We start from the raw sequence: 15,531 nt of genomic DNA on the forward strand, positions 1-15,531 counted from the left end.
CGTGCGCACGACCATCCTGCGCGGCGGCTCGGTGCTCACCCCCGTCGGCTGGGCGGACGGCGACGTGCTGATGGCCGCGGGCCGCGTGCTCGCGGTCACGCCGCTCGGCGGGGCGGACGCCGTCAGGGCGTGGGCGGGCGACGCGGCGGAGTGGGACTGCCGCGGGCTGCTGGTCGTGCCAGGGCTCGTCGACGGCCACCTGCACGTCCTGGGCGGCGGGGGAGCGTCAGGGTACGGCTCCCGCATCCCCGAGCTCCCGGCCGACGCCGTCCTGGAGGCGGGCATCACCACGTGCGTGGCCATGCCGGGCGTGGACACCCTGACCAGGAACGTCGAGTCGCTGCTCGCCAAGGCCGCCGCCCTGTCGTCGGCCGGGGTGCGGACCCACGCCATGCTGGGCGGCTTCGCCTGGCCGCCACCGGTCCTCACCGGCGAGCCGCGCCGCGACCTGCACGCGCTGCCCCAGCTCGTCGGCGTCAAGATCGCGCTGGGCGAACGCCTGGCCACCGCGCCCGACCGGGTCGAACTCGCCCGGCTGCTGGGCGAGTTGACCTGGGTCGCCGCCACCACGGGCCGGGCGGCGCTGCTCCATGTCCACCTGGGCACCCGCCCGGGTGGCACCGAGCCGCTCGAGTGGGCGCTCGCGGAGTCGGGCGCCGACCCGGCCCGCGTGCAGCTCACCCACGCCAACCACAGCCGCGACACCCTCGCCGCCGCCACCGCGTTGGGGCTGCGCGGCTGCCGCGTCGACGTCAACCCCCTGCTGCACCCCGGGCGCGTGGCCGGGGCGGTCGGCCCCGTCGCGGCCGTGCGGCACCTGCTCGCCGCGGGCGTCAAGGCCGAGCTGCTCACCCTGTCGAGCGACGGCAACGCCTCCGTTCCCCGGGTGCGCCCCGACGGCGGGCGCGAGGCGTTCTCCCACCAGCTCGGCCTGCTGACCTGCGTCCGCGACCTCGTGGACGGCGGGGTGCTCGGCCTCGACGACGCCCTGGCCCTGGTGACCGCGCACCCGGCCGACGCGCTGCGGCTGCCCGACGTCGGCCGGATCGCGCCTGGCGCGGCCGCCGACGTGGTGGTGACCACGCATGAGCCCGCCGTGCTCCACGTGTTCAGCGGCGGCGAGCCACGCGTCGTGGAAGGGCGCGCCGTCGCGCCCTCGCCGTTCCGTGACCCGCGCTGGCCGACCCACCGCACCGATTGCGAGGACTCCCCCCGATGACCCGTCCCTCGACCGCACCCGCCCCCGCCACGGCCGCGCCCGTCGGCCTCGCCATGGGCTACGACCCCGGCACGGACGTCCGCGCGATGGCCGAGCAGGCCAGGACGGCCGAGGAGCGCGGCTTCTCCATGGCGTTCTTCTCCGAGACGCTGTTCACCAACCGCGACTCGGTCACCGCCCTGAGCGCCTTCTCGACCGCCACCGAGCGGGTCGAGCTCGGCACCACCCAGGTGGTCAAGCTCCGCAGCCCGCTGGTGATGGCCCAGACCGCGGCCACCCTCGACGAGCTCAGCGGCGGGCGCCTCGTCCTGGTCGTCGGCGCGTTCACCGCCAAGCACGCCGCCCGCAACGGCGTTCCGCTCACCGACCCGGTGACGACGCTGCGCGAGTACGTGGAGACCATCAGGGCGCTCCTGCGCGGAGAGAGCGTCACCTACGCGGGCGAGGTGGTGCGCATGGAGAACGCCTCGCTCAACTTCACGCCCCTCCGCCCCGACATCCCCATCTGGATCGCCGCGGCGAGCCGCAAGGGGCTCCTCAACGTGGGGGCCATCGGCGACGGCGTGCTGCTCGACGCCGGAGCCTCGCCCGAGTACGCGGCCAACGCGGTCGCCCTCGTCCACGCGGGCTGCGAGCGCGCCGCGCGGGACCCGGCGGAGCTCTCGGTGGCCCAGCTGATCAACACCTCGATCGAGGACGACCCGGCCGCGGCCGTGGCGCACATGCGCTGGGAGGTGGCGTCCAAGTTCACCTACGCCTCCACCCCACGCGCCAAGATGTCGGTCGGCGAGCCGGTGATCGACCCCGACGACCTGCCGGGCTTCCGCGCGGCGTTCGAACGCGGCGGCAAGGGTGAGCTGGCCCGCGCCATCCCTGAGCGCTATGTGACAGGGCTGACGGCCACCGGCACGGCCGCCGACGTCACGGCTCGCGTCGCCGCCTACCGGGCCGCGGGCGTCACCCTCCCCCTGGTCCGCCCGGCCGCCGCCCACCAACTCCCGTCACTCCTCGACACGTTCGGCGTCCCGGCGGCGTAGTCACGGGCCCCTCAGGGGGTGGATTCCAGGGGGTGGGGCGGCTACGACGCCTGGCCTACGTGGCCCGCCGCATCCCGGGTTCACCGTCTCGTACGAATGCACGTAAGAGGCACCTACGGGAGGGAGGGTGGTGGGTGGCGGTCGTCCCGGTCACCGGTCGGCTTGTGGGTGTCTGGGGCCGTTCGCCGAACGGGCGCGGCCGCGAAGGGTCTGCGGGCGGCCGTTCTCCCGGTGGTCGGTTGCGGTGGCGCGCACCCTTCGGGCCTGCCCTGGCCGCCCGAAGCGTTTTCATTCCTGATGTCCGACGAGCTTATGGAGCGGGCCGTCTCGGCGGTGCGGCGCTTACCTGGGCTTTATGCCGGGGCGGGTGCTCTTTTGAAACGGCGCACACTTTGTGTTGAACAGAACGTGCCGCGTTTCAGAAGAGACCCCGGCCTCCTATAAGAACTCCTGACGAAATGATCTTCGAGGTGGTTGGATCACTCCGGGACTGATGATCCGGGGGTGTGGGGTGGCTCGGCCGAAGCCGTGGGAAGTCGATGACGAGCTGTGGGCTGTGATTGAGCCGCTGCTGCCGAAGGTGGAGCGTCGGACCCGACATCCCGGGCGCAAGCGGCGTCCGGACCGGCTGGTGTTCCAGGGCATCCTGTTCGTCCCGCACACCGGTGTCGCCTGGGAACACCTGCCGCAGGAGCTCGGCTTCGGGTCGGGCATGACCTGCTGGCGCCGCCTGGCCGAGTGGACCGAGGCCGGGGTATGGCCCCGGCTCCACGAGGTCCTTCTCGCCGAGCTCCGCGGCGCGAACGCCCTGGACTTCTCCCGTGCTGCGGTCGACGGCTCCCACATCCGGGCGTTAAAGGGGGGAGCCAAGACCGGACGAAGTCCTGTCGACCGGGGCAGGACGGGCAGCAAACACCATCTGATCACCGGCGCCACCGGCATCCCGCTCGCCGCCACCCTGACCGGCGGCAACCGCAACGACGTCACCGAAGTCATCCCGCTCCTCCGGGCCGTGCCGCCCGTGCGCGGCAAGCGCGGCCGGCCCCGGCGCCGACCGGACGTCGTGCTGGGAGACCGCAGCTACGACCACGACAAGTACCGCCGCCTGGTCCGAGACCTCGGCGTGAGACCGCTGATCGCCCGCCGCCGCACCGAGCATGGCTCAGGGCTCGGTGCCCAGCGCCGGGTCGTGGAGCGCGCGTTCGCCCACCTGCACTGGTTCCGTCGCCTGCGGATCCGTTGGGAGATACGTGACGACATCCACGAAGCCTTGCTCACCCTGGGATGCGCACTCATCTGCTGGCGACGCCTGAAGGTGTCCCGGTAGGAGTTCTCAGGTGATGTCGTCGACAAGAGCCTCAAGGTGGCGCTCTCCGTCGCGGGTGTGTGCGCCGGCGGCCAGTGCAGCCTTGGCAAGACGGGCCGCAGCGGGCTCACTGAAGAGTCCGCTGAGGAGCTCGTTGGCCTTCCGCAGGCCGTGAGTGGTCGACTCGACCGCGGTGTCGACCGCTTCGGTCGCGGCGCGGGCGACACCGGGCGGCAGAGCGGCGATGCGGGCGGCGAGGGTGTCGACGACGTGGTCGAGCTCGGTGTCCGGCACGGCCCGGTTCACCCATCCGATCCGTTCCGCGGTCGCGGCATCGATCAGCTGCCCGCCAAGGATGATCTCCAGGGTGCGTGCGCGACCCACGAGACCGGGCAGGTATGCAGTGCCTCCCGCGCCCGGGATGATTCCCAGCTGGCACTCCATCTGGGCCATTCCGGCGCGCTCGAGCGATGCGAACCGCATGTCCATCGCGGACAGCAGTTCCGCACCGCCGCCGCGTGCCAGTCCGCGGAGCTTGGCGATGGTGATCTGCGGCAGCGACCGGATGCGTTCATGGAGCCGCATCATCGGGTTGAGGGACTGGTCTTGTTCGGGCGCAATGGGGAGGGCGACGAATGTCGCGGGGTCGTCGGCGGTCGTCATGTCGCCGTGCGCGACGAAGAAGTCCGGGTCCGCGCTGTCAAAAACGATCACCCGGATGTCGTGGTCGCCGGACATGGCGTCCGCGAACCGGTCCAGGTCCGTCATCAGGGCGGCATCGAGCAGATTGATGGGAGGGTTGTCGATCACGACGTGCGCCACGCCGCTGGTGAGAGAGATCTTGAGGGTCGAGTACGCGTCAGTCATGATTCCCGTCTTCACGCCTGGGCAGCAGGTATCCGATGTATATCTAGTAGTACGGATACACTTCAACGAAATCAGGTATCGCGAGGGAGACCGACGTGCCCGAAGTGGAGCTCAACGGCAACGGCCGGCAGTTGCTGGACCAACTCTTCGACAAGTGGTCCTTGCTGGTACTGGCCGCACTGTGCGACCGCCCCCGACGCTTCAACGAACTCCGGCAACACATGCCCGCTGTCACCCCGAAGTCACTGACCACATGCCTGCGGCGACTGGAGCGCAACGGCATGGTCGAGCGAACGGTCGTGTCCACGGAACCGGTGGCGATCGAATACCGCATCACCCCCCTGGGCCGGACCCTTCGGCCCCCTGTGCACGCCGTGCTGGAATGGGCCGTCGATCACCTCGACGCGGTCGAAGCCGCCCGCTGTCACTACGACGAGCGACGTGTGGACAAGTGACATCACGGCATGTCTCGCACAGGACGACGCCGTTCACCTCAACGGTCACCCAGCCGATCCGGGCCAGCGCCCAGGGCTCATCCACGAACCTGCTCGCCCGGCCCTCGCCGCACCGTCGCGACACTCTCGGTGAACTGCTGCTCGACAGCCGCTATCGCCTGAAGGTATTTCGATAGGAGTTCCAAGTGTCAGATAAGGACCGGCCCGCTACCTGAGCTCAACGTGCGCGCGGTGAACGACGAGAGCGGCGGCCAGGGCAGGCCCGAAGGGTGCGCGCCACCCCAGCCCACCACACAGAGACCGGCCACCAGCAAAGCGGCATCCGCTGCGCCCGGCTGGCGAACGGTCCCGGCCAGCGACGAGACGGACCGGTTACCGGGGCGGCCGCTCACCCGAGGCCCCCTCCCCCGTAGGTGCCAGCCCTGACCCGAACCCACCACGAAACCGACCAACCGGCGGACGGCGAACGGGAGGACGTCCAGCCATGAGCCGCCGTCGCCAAGCCCCCGACCCGCGAGGGGGCACGCCGTCCTCCCGGCCGACGCGCCCCCGCGCACCCGCTCAGCCCATCGCCCGCAGAAGATCGTTGCAGGCCTGCTCGCACCGCCGACACGCCTCCGCGCACACCCGGCAGTGCTCATGCGCGTCCGCGTGCCGCGCGCACTCGTCGCCGCACGCCCTGCACGCCATCGCGCACGCCTCCAACTGCGCCCGCGTGAGATTGGCGTCGTAGCCGGTGTGGCGCGAGAGCAGGCGCCCCGTCGTCTCGCAGATGTCCGCGCAGTCGAGGTCCGTGCGGATGCAGGTGCGCAGCTCGGCCACGCGTTCCTCGGAGAGGCACGCGTCCGCGCACGCCGTACACGTCTGCGCGCAGGCGAAGCACTCCTCGATGCAGCGGGCCAGGGCCTGGCGGTCGATCCGGCCCAGATCGGCCGGGTAGGTGTCCAGCATCTCCTTCACAGGAGCGGTCATCGGTGTCGTCCTTCCGTCGTGCGCGGGGAGGGCCGACGCCCTGACGGCGCACCGGTCCGCTCCTCGGACACCGCCATGGGTAACACCTCGACCGCCGTTCGAACCCCGCGACACCCACGCGCCAGGCCCCGATCCCCGGTTTCGCGTAGCCGCCGCGAAACGCATTCGACGATCCGTTGTCGAATTTCCTTCGACGGTCATGAGCTGCGGAAATGGAGCGCATCGGTCCGCCGGGCCCCGGGTGGGAAAGCGGCAGGGCGGAAAGCCGGGCAATCCGTGTCCGTTTCCCGGCCTTGTGTGATTGACGTGTTACTGCCAATATCGCGGCGGGCGGTGCCGGGACGCGCCGCCGTCGGCCGGGCGTTCCCGCGCGGCCTTCTTCGCCGTTTTCGCGTGAATTCGAGGAGTGTCATGGCCTTTCGGCATGGCAGCAAGGGAACGTCGCGCCGGTGGGTCGGCCTGGTGGTCGGCGGCCTGCTCGCGCTGCTCGTCGGACCTGGCGCGGTGGCCCAGGGTGCGGCCGCCGCGGAGCCCTCCGCCGTCCGGGGTGCCGGGGACACCCGGGCCGCCATGGACGCGGTCGCGGCGATGCAGCCGGGCTGGAACCTCGGCAACTCGCTCGACGCCACCGGCGGCGACGAGACCTCGTGGGGCAACCCCCGCGTCACCGAGGAGCTGCTCGACAACATCAGGGCCCAGGGCTTCAACTCGATCCGCCTCCCCGTGACCTGGACCCAGCGCCTGGCGCCCGACCACACCATCGACCCCGCCCATCTCGACCGCGTCGAGGAGATCGTCGACTGGGCCCTCGCGGACGGCTTCCATGTCATGCTCAACATCCACCACGACTCGTGGGAGTGGATCGCGGACATGCCCGCCGACCGCGCGGGCGTGCTCGCCCGCTACGAGGCCATCTGGACGCAGCTGGCCGACAGGTTCCGTGACGCCGACCCGCGGCTGACGTTCGAGAGCGTCAACGAGCCGCAGTTCAATGGGAGTTCGGGCGACGCCGAGAACGCCGAGCTGCTCGATGTGCTCAACACCTCCTTCCACCGCGTCGTGCGCGACTCCGGCGGCGGCAACGCCACCCGCCTCCTCGTCCTGCCGAGCCTGCACACGTCGGCCGAGCAGCCGCGCCTGGACGAGCTCGCCGCCACGTTCGACGCACTCGACGACCCGAACCTCATCGCCACGGTGCACTACTACGGCTACTGGCCGTTCAGCGTGAACGTCGCGGGCGGGACGCGATTCGACGACACCGCGACGGCCGATCTCACCGGGGCGTTCGACCGCGTTCACGACACCTTTGTCGCCCGTGGCATTCCGGTGATCATCGGCGAATACGGGCTGCTCGGATTCGACCGGCACACCGGCACCATTCAGCAGGGCGAGAAGCTGAAATTCTTCGAATTCCTCGGCCACTACGCCCGCGCCAAGAACATCACCACGATGCTGTGGGACAACGGCCAGCATTTCCAGCGGACCGGATTCCGGTGGAACGACCCCGAGCTGTTCGCGCAGATCGCGTCGAGCTGGACCACCAGGTCGGGCACGGCCTCGTCCGACCAGGTCTTCAGCGCCCGCTCCGCGCCCATCGCCGACGCGTCGCTCACGCTGCACCCCAACGGGACGACGTTCACCGGGCTCTGGCACGGCGACACCGAGCTGACCAGGGGCGCCGACTACACGGTCGAGGGCGACCGGCTCACGCTCACCGCCGCCGCGCTCACCCGGCTCAGCGGCGACCGCGAGTACGGCGTGAACGCGGTGCTGCACGCGCGCTTCTCCTCTGGGGTGCCCTGGCGGATCGACCTGATCACCCATGACACGCCGGTGCTCGGCGCGGCGACCGGGACCACGAGCGCGTTCGCCGTCCCCACCGACTTCCGCGGCGACCGGCTCGCCACGATGGAGGCCGTGTACGACGACGGCACCAACGCGGGCCCCCACGACTGGACGCCCTTCAAGGAGTTCGACCGCGCGTTCGCCCCCGACTACGACGCGGGCGCCACGACGCTGACCCCCGAGTTCTTCGCCGAGGTCGACGACGGCTCGCGCGTGACGCTGACGTTCCACTACTGGAGCGGGACGACGGTGACCTATCACGTCACCCGCTCGGGCACCTCCGTCACCGGCGCCCCGGCCTGACCCTGGTCAGAGCGCCGGGTCAGGACGCCGGGTCAGGGGGACAGGAGGCGGCGGGCCCTGCGGACGACGGCCTCGTCGACCATGCGGCCCCGGTCGTCCAGGATCACGCCTTCGGCGGTCGCGTCGAAGCGGGCGACCAGGTCGCGGGCCCTGGCCAGCTCGTCGGGCGTCGGGGTGAACACGTCGTTCACCACCGGGACCTGGGCCGGATGGACACACGTCCTGCCGTGGAAGCCGAGCCGCTTGAAGGCCACGGTGCCCCGGCGCAGCGCGTCGAGGTCGCGCACGTCGGTCGAGGCCGGGGCCAGCGGGGCGGCGAGACCGGCCGCGGCCGAGACCAGGACGGCTTGCGAGCGGACCCACAGCAGCTCGGGCTCGCCGGGCCCCGGGTCGACGCCGAGGTCGGCGCGCAGGTCGGCCTCGCCGAGCTGGAGCCTGGCCACCCGGGGGCAACGGGCCAGGTCAGCCGCGGCGAGCACGGCCGCCGCGCTCTCGAGCACCGGGCAGAGCGCCATGCGCTCCGCGCCCGGAACGCCGTCCAACAGCCCGGCCAGCGCGGCGAGTTCGCGGACGGAGCCCGCCTTGGCGACAAAGAGACCCGTCACCGCGGGGCCCGCCACCGCCCGCAGGTCGTCATGGCCCCGCTCGCCCGCGTTGATCCGGACCCAGATCCGCGGGCCCGCCGCCGAGGCCGCGGGGCGCGCGGCCAGCCACTCGGCGACGGCGGCGCGCGCGGACTCCTTCCTCGCGGGCGGAACGGCGTCCTCCAGGTCGAGGATCAGCGCGTCCGCGCCTCGCCGCGTGGCGCCCGAGAGCATCTCGGGCCTGTCGCCCGGGACATAGAGCGCCGAACGCGTCGCCCCGCCCATCGCGCCCTCGCTCACGGCCTGGCCGAGGGGCGGCTGAGATAGGCGCCCGAGGGCTCGCCGACGACCTTCCCCGAGCGGAGCACCCGGCGCCCGCGCAGGAACGTGTCGGTGACCCGGGCGGTCAGCTCGAAGCCCTCGAACGGCGTGTACTCCTGCGTGGACTCCGAGTCCGCCGCGCGCACGATCCACGGGTCGTCGTCGGAGACGAGGCAGAAGTCGGCGTCGAGCCCTGGCGCGATGGCCCCCTTGGTGCCGAGGCCGTAGCGTTGCGCGGGGTTCCACGAGGTCAACGCGGCGATCCTGCCGTAGGACAGGCCGCGCGGAATCCCCTCGGTGACAAGCCCGGGCAGCAGGTACTCGGCCCCGCCGAAGCCGGACTTGGCGAGGAACACGTCGTCGGCCGGGTCGCCGAACTTCACCTCCTCACGGCAGCACGCGTGGTCGCTGACCACCCAGTCCACCGTGCCGTCGAGCACGTACTCCCACAGCGCCTCGACGTCCTCCCTGGGCCGCAGCGGGGGGTTGACCTTGCCGCCGGGGCCCCGCGCGGTGGTGATGTCCGCGAGCAGGTGGCCGACGGTGACCTCGCGGCGGAAGTCGATGTGCGGGAACGCCCTGCCCATCCGCACGGCCGCGTCGAGGGCCTTGCGCGATGACAGATGGAGGAGGTTGATCGTCGGCAGCTCGGTCTCGTGCGCCAGATAGGCGGCGATGGAGACGGCCAGGCCCTCCGAGTGGGGCGGTCGTGAGGCATGGTAGGCGGCGAGCCCCGACAGGTCCCCGGCCTCCTCCACCATGCGCGTGTAGGCGGTCATGATCTCCGCCGTCTCGCAGTGCAGGGAGAGCGATATCCGGTCGGCCAGCTCGGGAAAGCGCTCCCTCGCGGCCTGGACGCCGCGCATCACGAACTCGAAGTGCGCGTAGTCGTAGCGCTCGCCCTCGGGCGTCATCAGGAACGAGCTCTGGTCGGCGGAGCGCCCGTGCAGCCCATGGCTTCCGTAGAACATGAAGATCTTGAACGAGCTGACCCCGAAGTCCTCGATCAGCGCGGGTATCTCGTCGATGTGGCCCCGGCTCATGGGCGCCAGGTGGAAGCCGTAGTCGACATACGCCCTGCCCTCGGTCGCGGCCAGCACCTCGGGGAAGAACTCCCCATAGGGGCCACCCTTGTTGAGGTAGTACTGCCCGGTGCGCACATAGCTCAGCGCGGTGGTCACCCCGCCCTGCGCGCTCGCCCGGCTCTCGCTCGCGGCGTCAAGGGACAGCTCGTTGTAGATGCCCCAGTGCTGGTGGGCGTCCACGACGCCGGGGAACGCCAACCGCCCCTCGGCGTCCACCACTTCCGCATCCGGGCCAGGGGCGATCGCCGGGGCGACGCGGGCGACGCGCCCGTCCCGCACCGCGATGTCCGCCTCGCGGGGTCGGTCGTGCTCGTGGCTCACCACGCGGGCGTTCTTGACGACGAGATCGAAGCCGGTCAACGGTGTTGCCTCCTGCCGTTCGCGCGGCCCATGCCGCTCTCCTTGCCCGCCGTTGCCGAGTCGGTGTCGAACTCCGCCAGCGGGCCGAGGAGTTCGCGGATGTCATGCAGGGTGTCGAGGCGCCGGACGCGTTCCATGACGGTCCTCGCCGCCGCCTCGGAGAGCCGATCGGCCGTGTTGTCACGGAACTTCAGCTCGAGGTCGCGCTCCGAGAGCGGGCGCCGAGGGCCGCCCCGGTTGGCGGACACCTCCGCGCGCCAGACGCGCCCCTCGGTGTCCACCACGGTCAGGCGGGCCGGGAACTGATGGGGGAAGATCGCGGTGGCCCAGTCGTCGGGCACCACCTCCACCTTTGCCATCAGCGCGCGCCGCCTGGGCTCGCGGGCCAGCTCGTCGGTGTAGTCGGCCAGGCCGACGCCCAGCCCGTCGCCGCCCCCGTACAGGGCGGCGGCCACCGCGAACGGGCCGCTGAACTGCGCCTGGTAACCGCTCTCCGGCGCGCGCTTGCCCTCGATGGGCCGGCCGATGGTGCGGATCACCGGCGCGGGAACGCCCAGGGTGACGGACGCGATCCGCTCCGGGTCGAGCCCCCGCCGCCGCAGCTCCAGCGCGGCGTCCACGGCGGCGTGGGTGAAGTGGTTGGCAGGGTAGGGCTTGAAGAAGATGCCGGGCACCGCCCACTCCGTGCCCAACCCCCGGGTGATCACGGCCGGTTCGTAGACGCCGTGCAGGAACGCCCGGAAGAAGCCGAACCTGCCCTCGAGCACGGTCGGCGGCCCGGTGAAGCCACGGGCGGCAAGCTGCGCCGCGGTCACCGCGGCCTGGGCGGCCCAGCCGCAGTGCAGCCGTTTGACGGTGCCACCCGTGCGGTTGGACTCGATGATGCCCGACGCGGTGGAGGCGGCGATGCCGAGCACGTCCGTCAGCCCGCCCTCGTCGAGGCCGAGCAGCACCCCGGCCGCCACCGCGCCGCCCAGCGTTCCGCAGATCGAGGTGGCGTGCTGGCCGTGCTCGAAGAAGGTGGAGTTGCCCGCCTCCTCGTCGTAGCCCGCCATGCCGAGCCTGACGCACACCTCGAGGCCGAGCGCGATCGCCCGCACGGTCTCCCGCCCCGACGCCCCGGCCAGCTCGCCCGCGGCCAGCGCCGCGGGCACCACCGAGGCCGAGGGGTGCAGCACGGACGGCAGGTGCGTGTCGTCGTAGTCGAGCGAGTGCGCGAGAACGCCGTTGGCGAGCGCGGCCAGCGGAGCGGGAACGGCCGTGGCGCCGCCGCCGATCACGTGCGCCTGCGGGCGGCCGCCCTGCTCGGCGACGTGCGCGGTGATCGCCGCGCTGGTCGGCAGCCGGTGGGCCGCGACGCACAACCCCACGATGTCGAGCACCCGTTGGCGCACGCTCCCGGCGACCTCGTCGGGCAGCGCCTCGTAGGAGGTGCCGTCGGCGAACGCGGCCAGCGCCGACGCCAGCGTGGCGGTCGCGGGCTCAGCCATCGGTGCCCCCGATCCCGGCGCCGCCCCGGCAGGACACGACGGTGTCCGGCACGAGGGTGTCCGACACGACGGCCAGCGGGCGGACCGGGGAGCCGGTGGCGCCGAAGAGCGGCAGCGGCGCGAGCACGAACGTGAACTCGTGCACCCCCGCCGCTGCCAGCTCGTCGAGCGCCAGCGTCTCGATGATGTAGATCCCGGACTCCACCAGCAGCACGCGGTGCGCGGGCAGCCTGCTGTGCCCGGCCCCCGGCGCGAGCCGTTCGAACGCGATGGTGTCCGCGCCCGCCGCGTGCGCCCGGCGCTCGGCGAGCCAGCGCGCGCCCGCCTCGCCCACGCCCGGCACCCCCGACTCCTCGCCCCGGTAGACCCGGTGGTCGGGGTTCTCGAAGTGCCGCCCCCAGCCGCTGCGGATCAGCACCACGTCGCCCGCGCCGACCGGGGTGCCCTGCCGCTTCTGGGCCGCCTCCAGGTCGGCGGGGGTGATCTCGTGGCCCGGCGGGCACGTCTCGCCGAGCACCGCGGGGATGTCGAGCAGGACGCCGCGCCTGACCATCGGCGCGATCGTGTGCACGCCGTGCTCGGGATAGACGCCGCCCGCCCCCGCCGCCGCCGCGTCGGCGCCGCCGTGCAGCAGCCCGTCCTGCGAGACATGGGCGAGCGCGTCGATGTGCGTGCCGACGTGCGTCCCCATCACCACCATGTCGTTGGCCGCGGAGCCGCCGTCCGCCCGCACCCGGTCGCCGTGGCGGCGCGGCAACGTGTGCCAGTAGGCGGGGTGGTTGGGGGACTGCGGCATGCCGACGAACAGCCGCCTGCCCAGGTCGTGGATCCTGACGCCGTCCCTCACGACGCTCAGCAGACGGTCCCCTGTCGAGGGCGTCATCGGTCCTGCGGGGGGCGTGGCACTGCTCACGGTCGCTTCCGTTCTGGTCGGGCCGGTGCGGGAAGGGGACGACGGCGGGGACGAGGGCGAGGGCGGGGACGGTGGCGGCGCGGGCGGGCTCATCGGACGGCCCGCCGTTCGCGCAGCCTGGCCACCTCGGCCGGGTCCAGCCCCAGCTCCTTGACCAGCACGGCGTCGGTGTCGGCGCCGGGCGCCCTGCCGGTGAAGCGGATCGCCCCTGGCGTCCTGGACATCCGCCACATCACGTTGTGCATCAGCAGCGGCCCCAGGTCCTCGTCCCGCACCCTCGTCAGCATCCCGGCCTCCCGCACATGCGGGTCCTCGACCAGGCCGCGGGCGTCGTAGACAGGCGCCACCGCGGCCCCCGCCCCGGTGAACTCCTCGATCACCACCTCACGGGTCCTCGCGCCGATCCACCCGGCCACCATCCCGTCGAGCAGGTCGGCGTGCGCGGCCCGGCCGCCGCCGGTCGCGAACCACGGCTCGTCGATCACCTCGGGGTGCCCGACCAGACGCATCACCCGCTCCGCGATGGCCTGCGCGCTGGTGGACACCGCGACCCAGTGGCCGTCCGATGTGCGGTAGGTGTTGCGGGGGGCGTTGTTGGTGGAACGGTTGCCGTGCCGCCGTTCCACGACGCCGAGCTGGTCGTAGACGGTGGGGGAGGGGCCCACGGCGGTGAGCAGCGGCTCGAGCAGGCTCAGGTCCACCACCTGCCCCCGGCGCAGCGGGTCGCGCTCCCGCGCGAAGAGCGCCATCATCGCCGCCGACGAGGCCGCGATGCCGCACACGCTGTCGGCCAGGCCGAACGCGGGGAGCGTCGGCGGCCCTTCGGGCTCGCCCGTCAGATGGGCGAAGCCGCTCATGGCCTCCGCCAGCGTGCCGAACCCCGCCCGCCCCGCGTAGGGGCCGCGCTGCCCGAAGCCGCTGATCCTGACGATCACCAGACCGGGGTTGAGCGAGTGCAGCTCATCGGGGCCGATGCCCCAGCGTTCCAACGTGCCGGGTCGGAAGCTCTCCACCAGCACGTCCGCGCGGGCCACCAGCCCGCGGAAGACGTCGGCGCCCTCGGGGTCGGACAGGCTCAGGCCCACCGTTCGCTTGTTGCGGGACACCTCCTTCCACCACAGCGGGTGCCCGTCCTTGGCGTGGCCGTGGCCGCGCAGCCCGTCGCCCGCCACCGGGTGCTCGATCTTGATGACGTCGGCGCCGTAGTCGCCGAGCAGCTGCGCGCACAGCGGCCCGGCCAGGATGGTCGCCGCGTCGATGACGGTGAGACCGGCGAGCGGCCCGGTCGCGGGCCCGTCGGCCTCGGCCCCCTCGGGGGAGGGGGCGCGCGGCTCGTCGCGTGGGTCAGTCATGGGATTCCTCTCGTGGCGCGGGTGGCCAGGGCACGCCCCGGGCCGCGCCGTCCTGGGCGCGGTGCCCCGCGCCCAGGTCGGCGGAGATGTCGGCGGCGGCCCGTGCCACCACCTCGCCCAGCCACTCCTGGCTGGCGTCGTCGAACATCTGGCGCGTGCCGCACACGGACACCGAACCCACGACCTGCCCGGTGGCCCCGTGGACGGCCGCGGCGACGCTGGCCGCCTCGGCCTGCCGCTCGCCGAAGCTGGCCGCGTAGCCCAGCTTGCGGATGCGGCCGATCTCCTCACGGAGCGCCCCGGCCGAGGTGATGGTGGCCTCGGTGACGCCCTCGAGCCTGTGGTGCTCGATGTAGTCCGTCACCTCGGCGTCGGGCAGCGCGGCGAGGATCGCCTTGGACGAGGAGCCCGCGTGCAGCGGGTGGCTGGTGCCGAGCGCGACCGACATCCGGATCTCGTGCGGGGAGAGCACCTGGTCCACATACACCCGCGTCCAGCCCTGCCGGACGGACAGCGTGCTGGTCTGGCCGGTCCGCCGGGCCAGCGCGGCCAGGTGACGGTGCGCCACGGCGGTGATGTCGAGCTCGCGCATCGCGGCGAGGCCGATCCGCAGGGCGCCGGGGCCAAGGCCGTAGAGCTTGGTCTCCTCGTCGAACCTGAGGAACTGGCCTGCCACGAGCTCGCGCAGGATGCGGTGGGCCACCGCCTTGGACAGCCCGGTCTCCCGGGCGACGCTTGAGACCCCGGACTTCGGCGATCGGGCGATCGCGTCGATCACGGCCAGGGCCCTGGCGGTGCCGGAGCGGGACTGTCCTGGCGGGGAGGTGAGGGTGTCGTCGGTGGCCATGGGTTCCTCGGTTGCGTCGTGGCCGACTGGTGCGGCGGTGGGTGGGGGCTGCGGTCGCGGTCAACGGCCGCCCGCTGGGGGCGGATCGGTCACCCGCTCCCGATCGCCTCAGTCAACACCGGGACGTTGCCGCGCACGGCGCGGGAGTAGGGGCAGACGAGGTGGGCCGCCGCGGTCAGTTCGCGCAGGCGCGCGGTCGGCAGCCCCGAGGCGCGCACCCGCAGCTCGACGGAGAGCCCGTAGGCGCCGTCGGCGGCCGAGGTGAGGGTGACCGAGGCGGTGACGGACGCCTCGCCGAGGGCCACGCGCCGCCGCCTGGCCACGACGCCGAGCGCGCTGCGGAAGCACGCGGCGTACCCCGCGGCGAACAGCTCCTCGGGGTCGGTTCCGGTGTCCCCGGGGCCGCGCTCGGCCGGGCGGGTCAGGGCCACGTCGAGCGCGCCGGTGCGGGAGCGGGCCCGGCCCGACCTGCCCTCGTCGACCTCGACGGCCGCGGTGTACAACGCCCTTGGCGCGGGCGCCTGTCGGCCGTCGCGGGCGTGGGCCAGGACATGGGCGGCGAGCGCGGCCGCGAA

General features: G+C 72.7%; 14 protein-coding genes. 5 read left to right on the forward strand and 9 right to left on the reverse strand.

Features of this window, described 5'->3' with window-relative positions:
- Position 1: 1 nt before the first annotated feature.
- From D7318_RS02375 to D7318_RS02385, 3 genes are all read left to right on the forward strand, one after another.
- Complete coding sequence (locus D7318_RS02375; protein ID WP_120695106.1) at positions 2-1,219, forward strand: amidohydrolase family protein; 1,218 nt, start codon at positions 2-4, stop codon at positions 1,217-1,219.
- The gene (locus D7318_RS02380; protein WP_120695107.1) at positions 1,216-2,256 is read left to right on the forward strand and encodes an LLM class flavin-dependent oxidoreductase; all 1,041 of its coding nucleotides are present in this window, start codon (positions 1,216-1,218) and stop codon (positions 2,254-2,256) included. Before D7318_RS02375 ends, D7318_RS02380 begins: the two co-directional genes overlap by 4 nt.
- A 493-nt stretch (positions 2,257-2,749) precedes the next feature.
- Positions 2,750-3,583, forward strand: a complete 834-nt coding sequence (locus D7318_RS02385) for an IS5 family transposase (protein ID WP_120695108.1) — start codon at positions 2,750-2,752, stop codon at positions 3,581-3,583.
- A gap of 6 nt (positions 3,584-3,589) precedes the next feature.
- On the opposite strand, the gene D7318_RS02390 is transcribed toward D7318_RS02385, so the two are convergent.
- Complete coding sequence (locus D7318_RS02390; RefSeq protein WP_183091223.1) at positions 3,590-4,429, reverse strand: enoyl-CoA hydratase/isomerase family protein; 840 nt, start codon at positions 4,427-4,429, stop codon at positions 3,590-3,592.
- Between the two features lie 95 nt (positions 4,430-4,524).
- On the opposite strand from D7318_RS02390, the gene D7318_RS02395 reads away from it, so the two are divergent.
- Positions 4,525-4,884: a winged helix-turn-helix transcriptional regulator gene (locus D7318_RS02395; protein WP_120695109.1), complete on the forward strand. Its 360-nt coding sequence runs from the start codon at positions 4,525-4,527 to the stop codon at positions 4,882-4,884.
- Between the two features lie 561 nt (positions 4,885-5,445).
- Here the strand turns inward: D7318_RS02395 and D7318_RS02400 are convergent.
- Positions 5,446-5,856, reverse strand: a complete 411-nt coding sequence (locus D7318_RS02400) for a four-helix bundle copper-binding protein (RefSeq protein ID WP_120695110.1) — start codon at positions 5,854-5,856, stop codon at positions 5,446-5,448.
- Positions 5,857-6,267: 411 nt separating this feature from the next.
- On the opposite strand from D7318_RS02400, the gene D7318_RS02405 reads away from it, so the two are divergent.
- Positions 6,268-8,004 carry a cellulase family glycosylhydrolase gene (locus D7318_RS02405; protein ID WP_183091222.1) on the forward strand — a complete coding sequence of 579 codons (1,737 nt, stop codon included), beginning with the start codon at positions 6,268-6,270 and terminating at the stop codon, positions 8,002-8,004.
- Between the two features lie 32 nt (positions 8,005-8,036).
- Here D7318_RS02405 and D7318_RS02410 read toward each other — a convergent pair whose 3' ends face one another.
- The 7 genes from D7318_RS02410 to D7318_RS34725 form a co-directional block, all read right to left on the reverse strand.
- On the reverse strand, positions 8,037-8,888 hold the full coding sequence (locus D7318_RS02410) for an HpcH/HpaI aldolase/citrate lyase family protein (RefSeq protein ID WP_230423261.1): 852 nt from the start codon (positions 8,886-8,888) through the stop codon (positions 8,037-8,039).
- Entirely contained in the window at positions 8,885-10,354 is a 1,470-nt protein-coding gene (locus tag D7318_RS02415) for a dihydroorotase (protein WP_120695113.1), read from the reverse strand. The genes D7318_RS02410 and D7318_RS02415 overlap by 4 nt, the downstream gene beginning before the upstream one ends.
- Positions 10,351-11,844, reverse strand: a complete 1,494-nt coding sequence (locus D7318_RS02420; RefSeq protein ID WP_120695114.1) for an MmgE/PrpD family protein — start codon at positions 11,842-11,844, stop codon at positions 10,351-10,353. The genes D7318_RS02415 and D7318_RS02420 overlap by 4 nt, the downstream gene beginning before the upstream one ends.
- Positions 11,837-12,727: a cyclase family protein gene (locus tag D7318_RS02425; RefSeq protein ID WP_120695115.1), complete on the reverse strand. Its 891-nt coding sequence runs from the start codon at positions 12,725-12,727 to the stop codon at positions 11,837-11,839. Before D7318_RS02425 ends, D7318_RS02420 begins: the two co-directional genes overlap by 8 nt.
- Positions 12,728-12,846: 119 nt before the next feature.
- On the reverse strand, positions 12,847-14,109 hold the full coding sequence (locus D7318_RS02430) for a CaiB/BaiF CoA transferase family protein (RefSeq protein WP_120695116.1): 1,263 nt from the start codon (positions 14,107-14,109) through the stop codon (positions 12,847-12,849).
- Positions 14,102-14,956: an IclR family transcriptional regulator gene (locus tag D7318_RS02435; RefSeq protein ID WP_120695117.1), complete on the reverse strand. Its 855-nt coding sequence runs from the start codon at positions 14,954-14,956 to the stop codon at positions 14,102-14,104. Before D7318_RS02435 ends, D7318_RS02430 begins: the two co-directional genes overlap by 8 nt.
- 89 nt (positions 14,957-15,045) lie before the next feature.
- On the reverse strand, positions 15,046-15,504 hold the full coding sequence (locus D7318_RS34725; RefSeq protein ID WP_408055437.1) for an Ohr family peroxiredoxin: 459 nt from the start codon (positions 15,502-15,504) through the stop codon (positions 15,046-15,048).
- Between the last annotated feature and the right edge of the window lie 27 nt (positions 15,505-15,531).

This window comes from Streptomyces radicis, assembly GCF_003626575.1.
GTDB classification, from domain to species: Bacteria; Actinomycetota; Actinomycetes; order Streptomycetales; family Streptomycetaceae; genus Streptomyces; species Streptomyces radicis.

What these genes read in the sequence shown, in the direction of transcription:
- D7318_RS02380 (WP_120695107.1), top strand. Translation starts at nt 1,216, where the DNA reads ATGACCCGTCCCTCGACCGCACCCGCCCCCGCCACGGCCGCGCCCGTC.
- D7318_RS02385 (WP_120695108.1), top strand. Translation starts at nt 2,750, where the DNA reads ATGATCCGGGGGTGTGGGGTGGCTCGGCCGAAGCCGTGGGAAGTCGAT.
- D7318_RS02390 (WP_183091223.1), bottom strand. Translation starts at nt 4,429, where the DNA reads ATGACTGACGCGTACTCGACCCTCAAGATCTCTCTCACCAGCGGCGTG.
- D7318_RS02400 (WP_120695110.1), bottom strand. Translation starts at nt 5,856, where the DNA reads ATGACCGCTCCTGTGAAGGAGATGCTGGACACCTACCCGGCCGATCTG.
- D7318_RS02405 (WP_183091222.1), top strand. Translation starts at nt 6,268, where the DNA reads ATGGCCTTTCGGCATGGCAGCAAGGGAACGTCGCGCCGGTGGGTCGGC.
- D7318_RS02420 (WP_120695114.1), bottom strand. Translation starts at nt 11,844, where the DNA reads ATGGCTGAGCCCGCGACCGCCACGCTGGCGTCGGCGCTGGCCGCGTTC.
- D7318_RS02425 (WP_120695115.1), bottom strand. Translation starts at nt 12,727, where the DNA reads ATGACGCCCTCGACAGGGGACCGTCTGCTGAGCGTCGTGAGGGACGGC.
- D7318_RS02430 (WP_120695116.1), bottom strand. Translation starts at nt 14,109, where the DNA reads ATGACTGACCCACGCGACGAGCCGCGCGCCCCCTCCCCCGAGGGGGCC.
- D7318_RS02435 (WP_120695117.1), bottom strand. Translation starts at nt 14,956, where the DNA reads ATGGCCACCGACGACACCCTCACCTCCCCGCCAGGACAGTCCCGCTCC.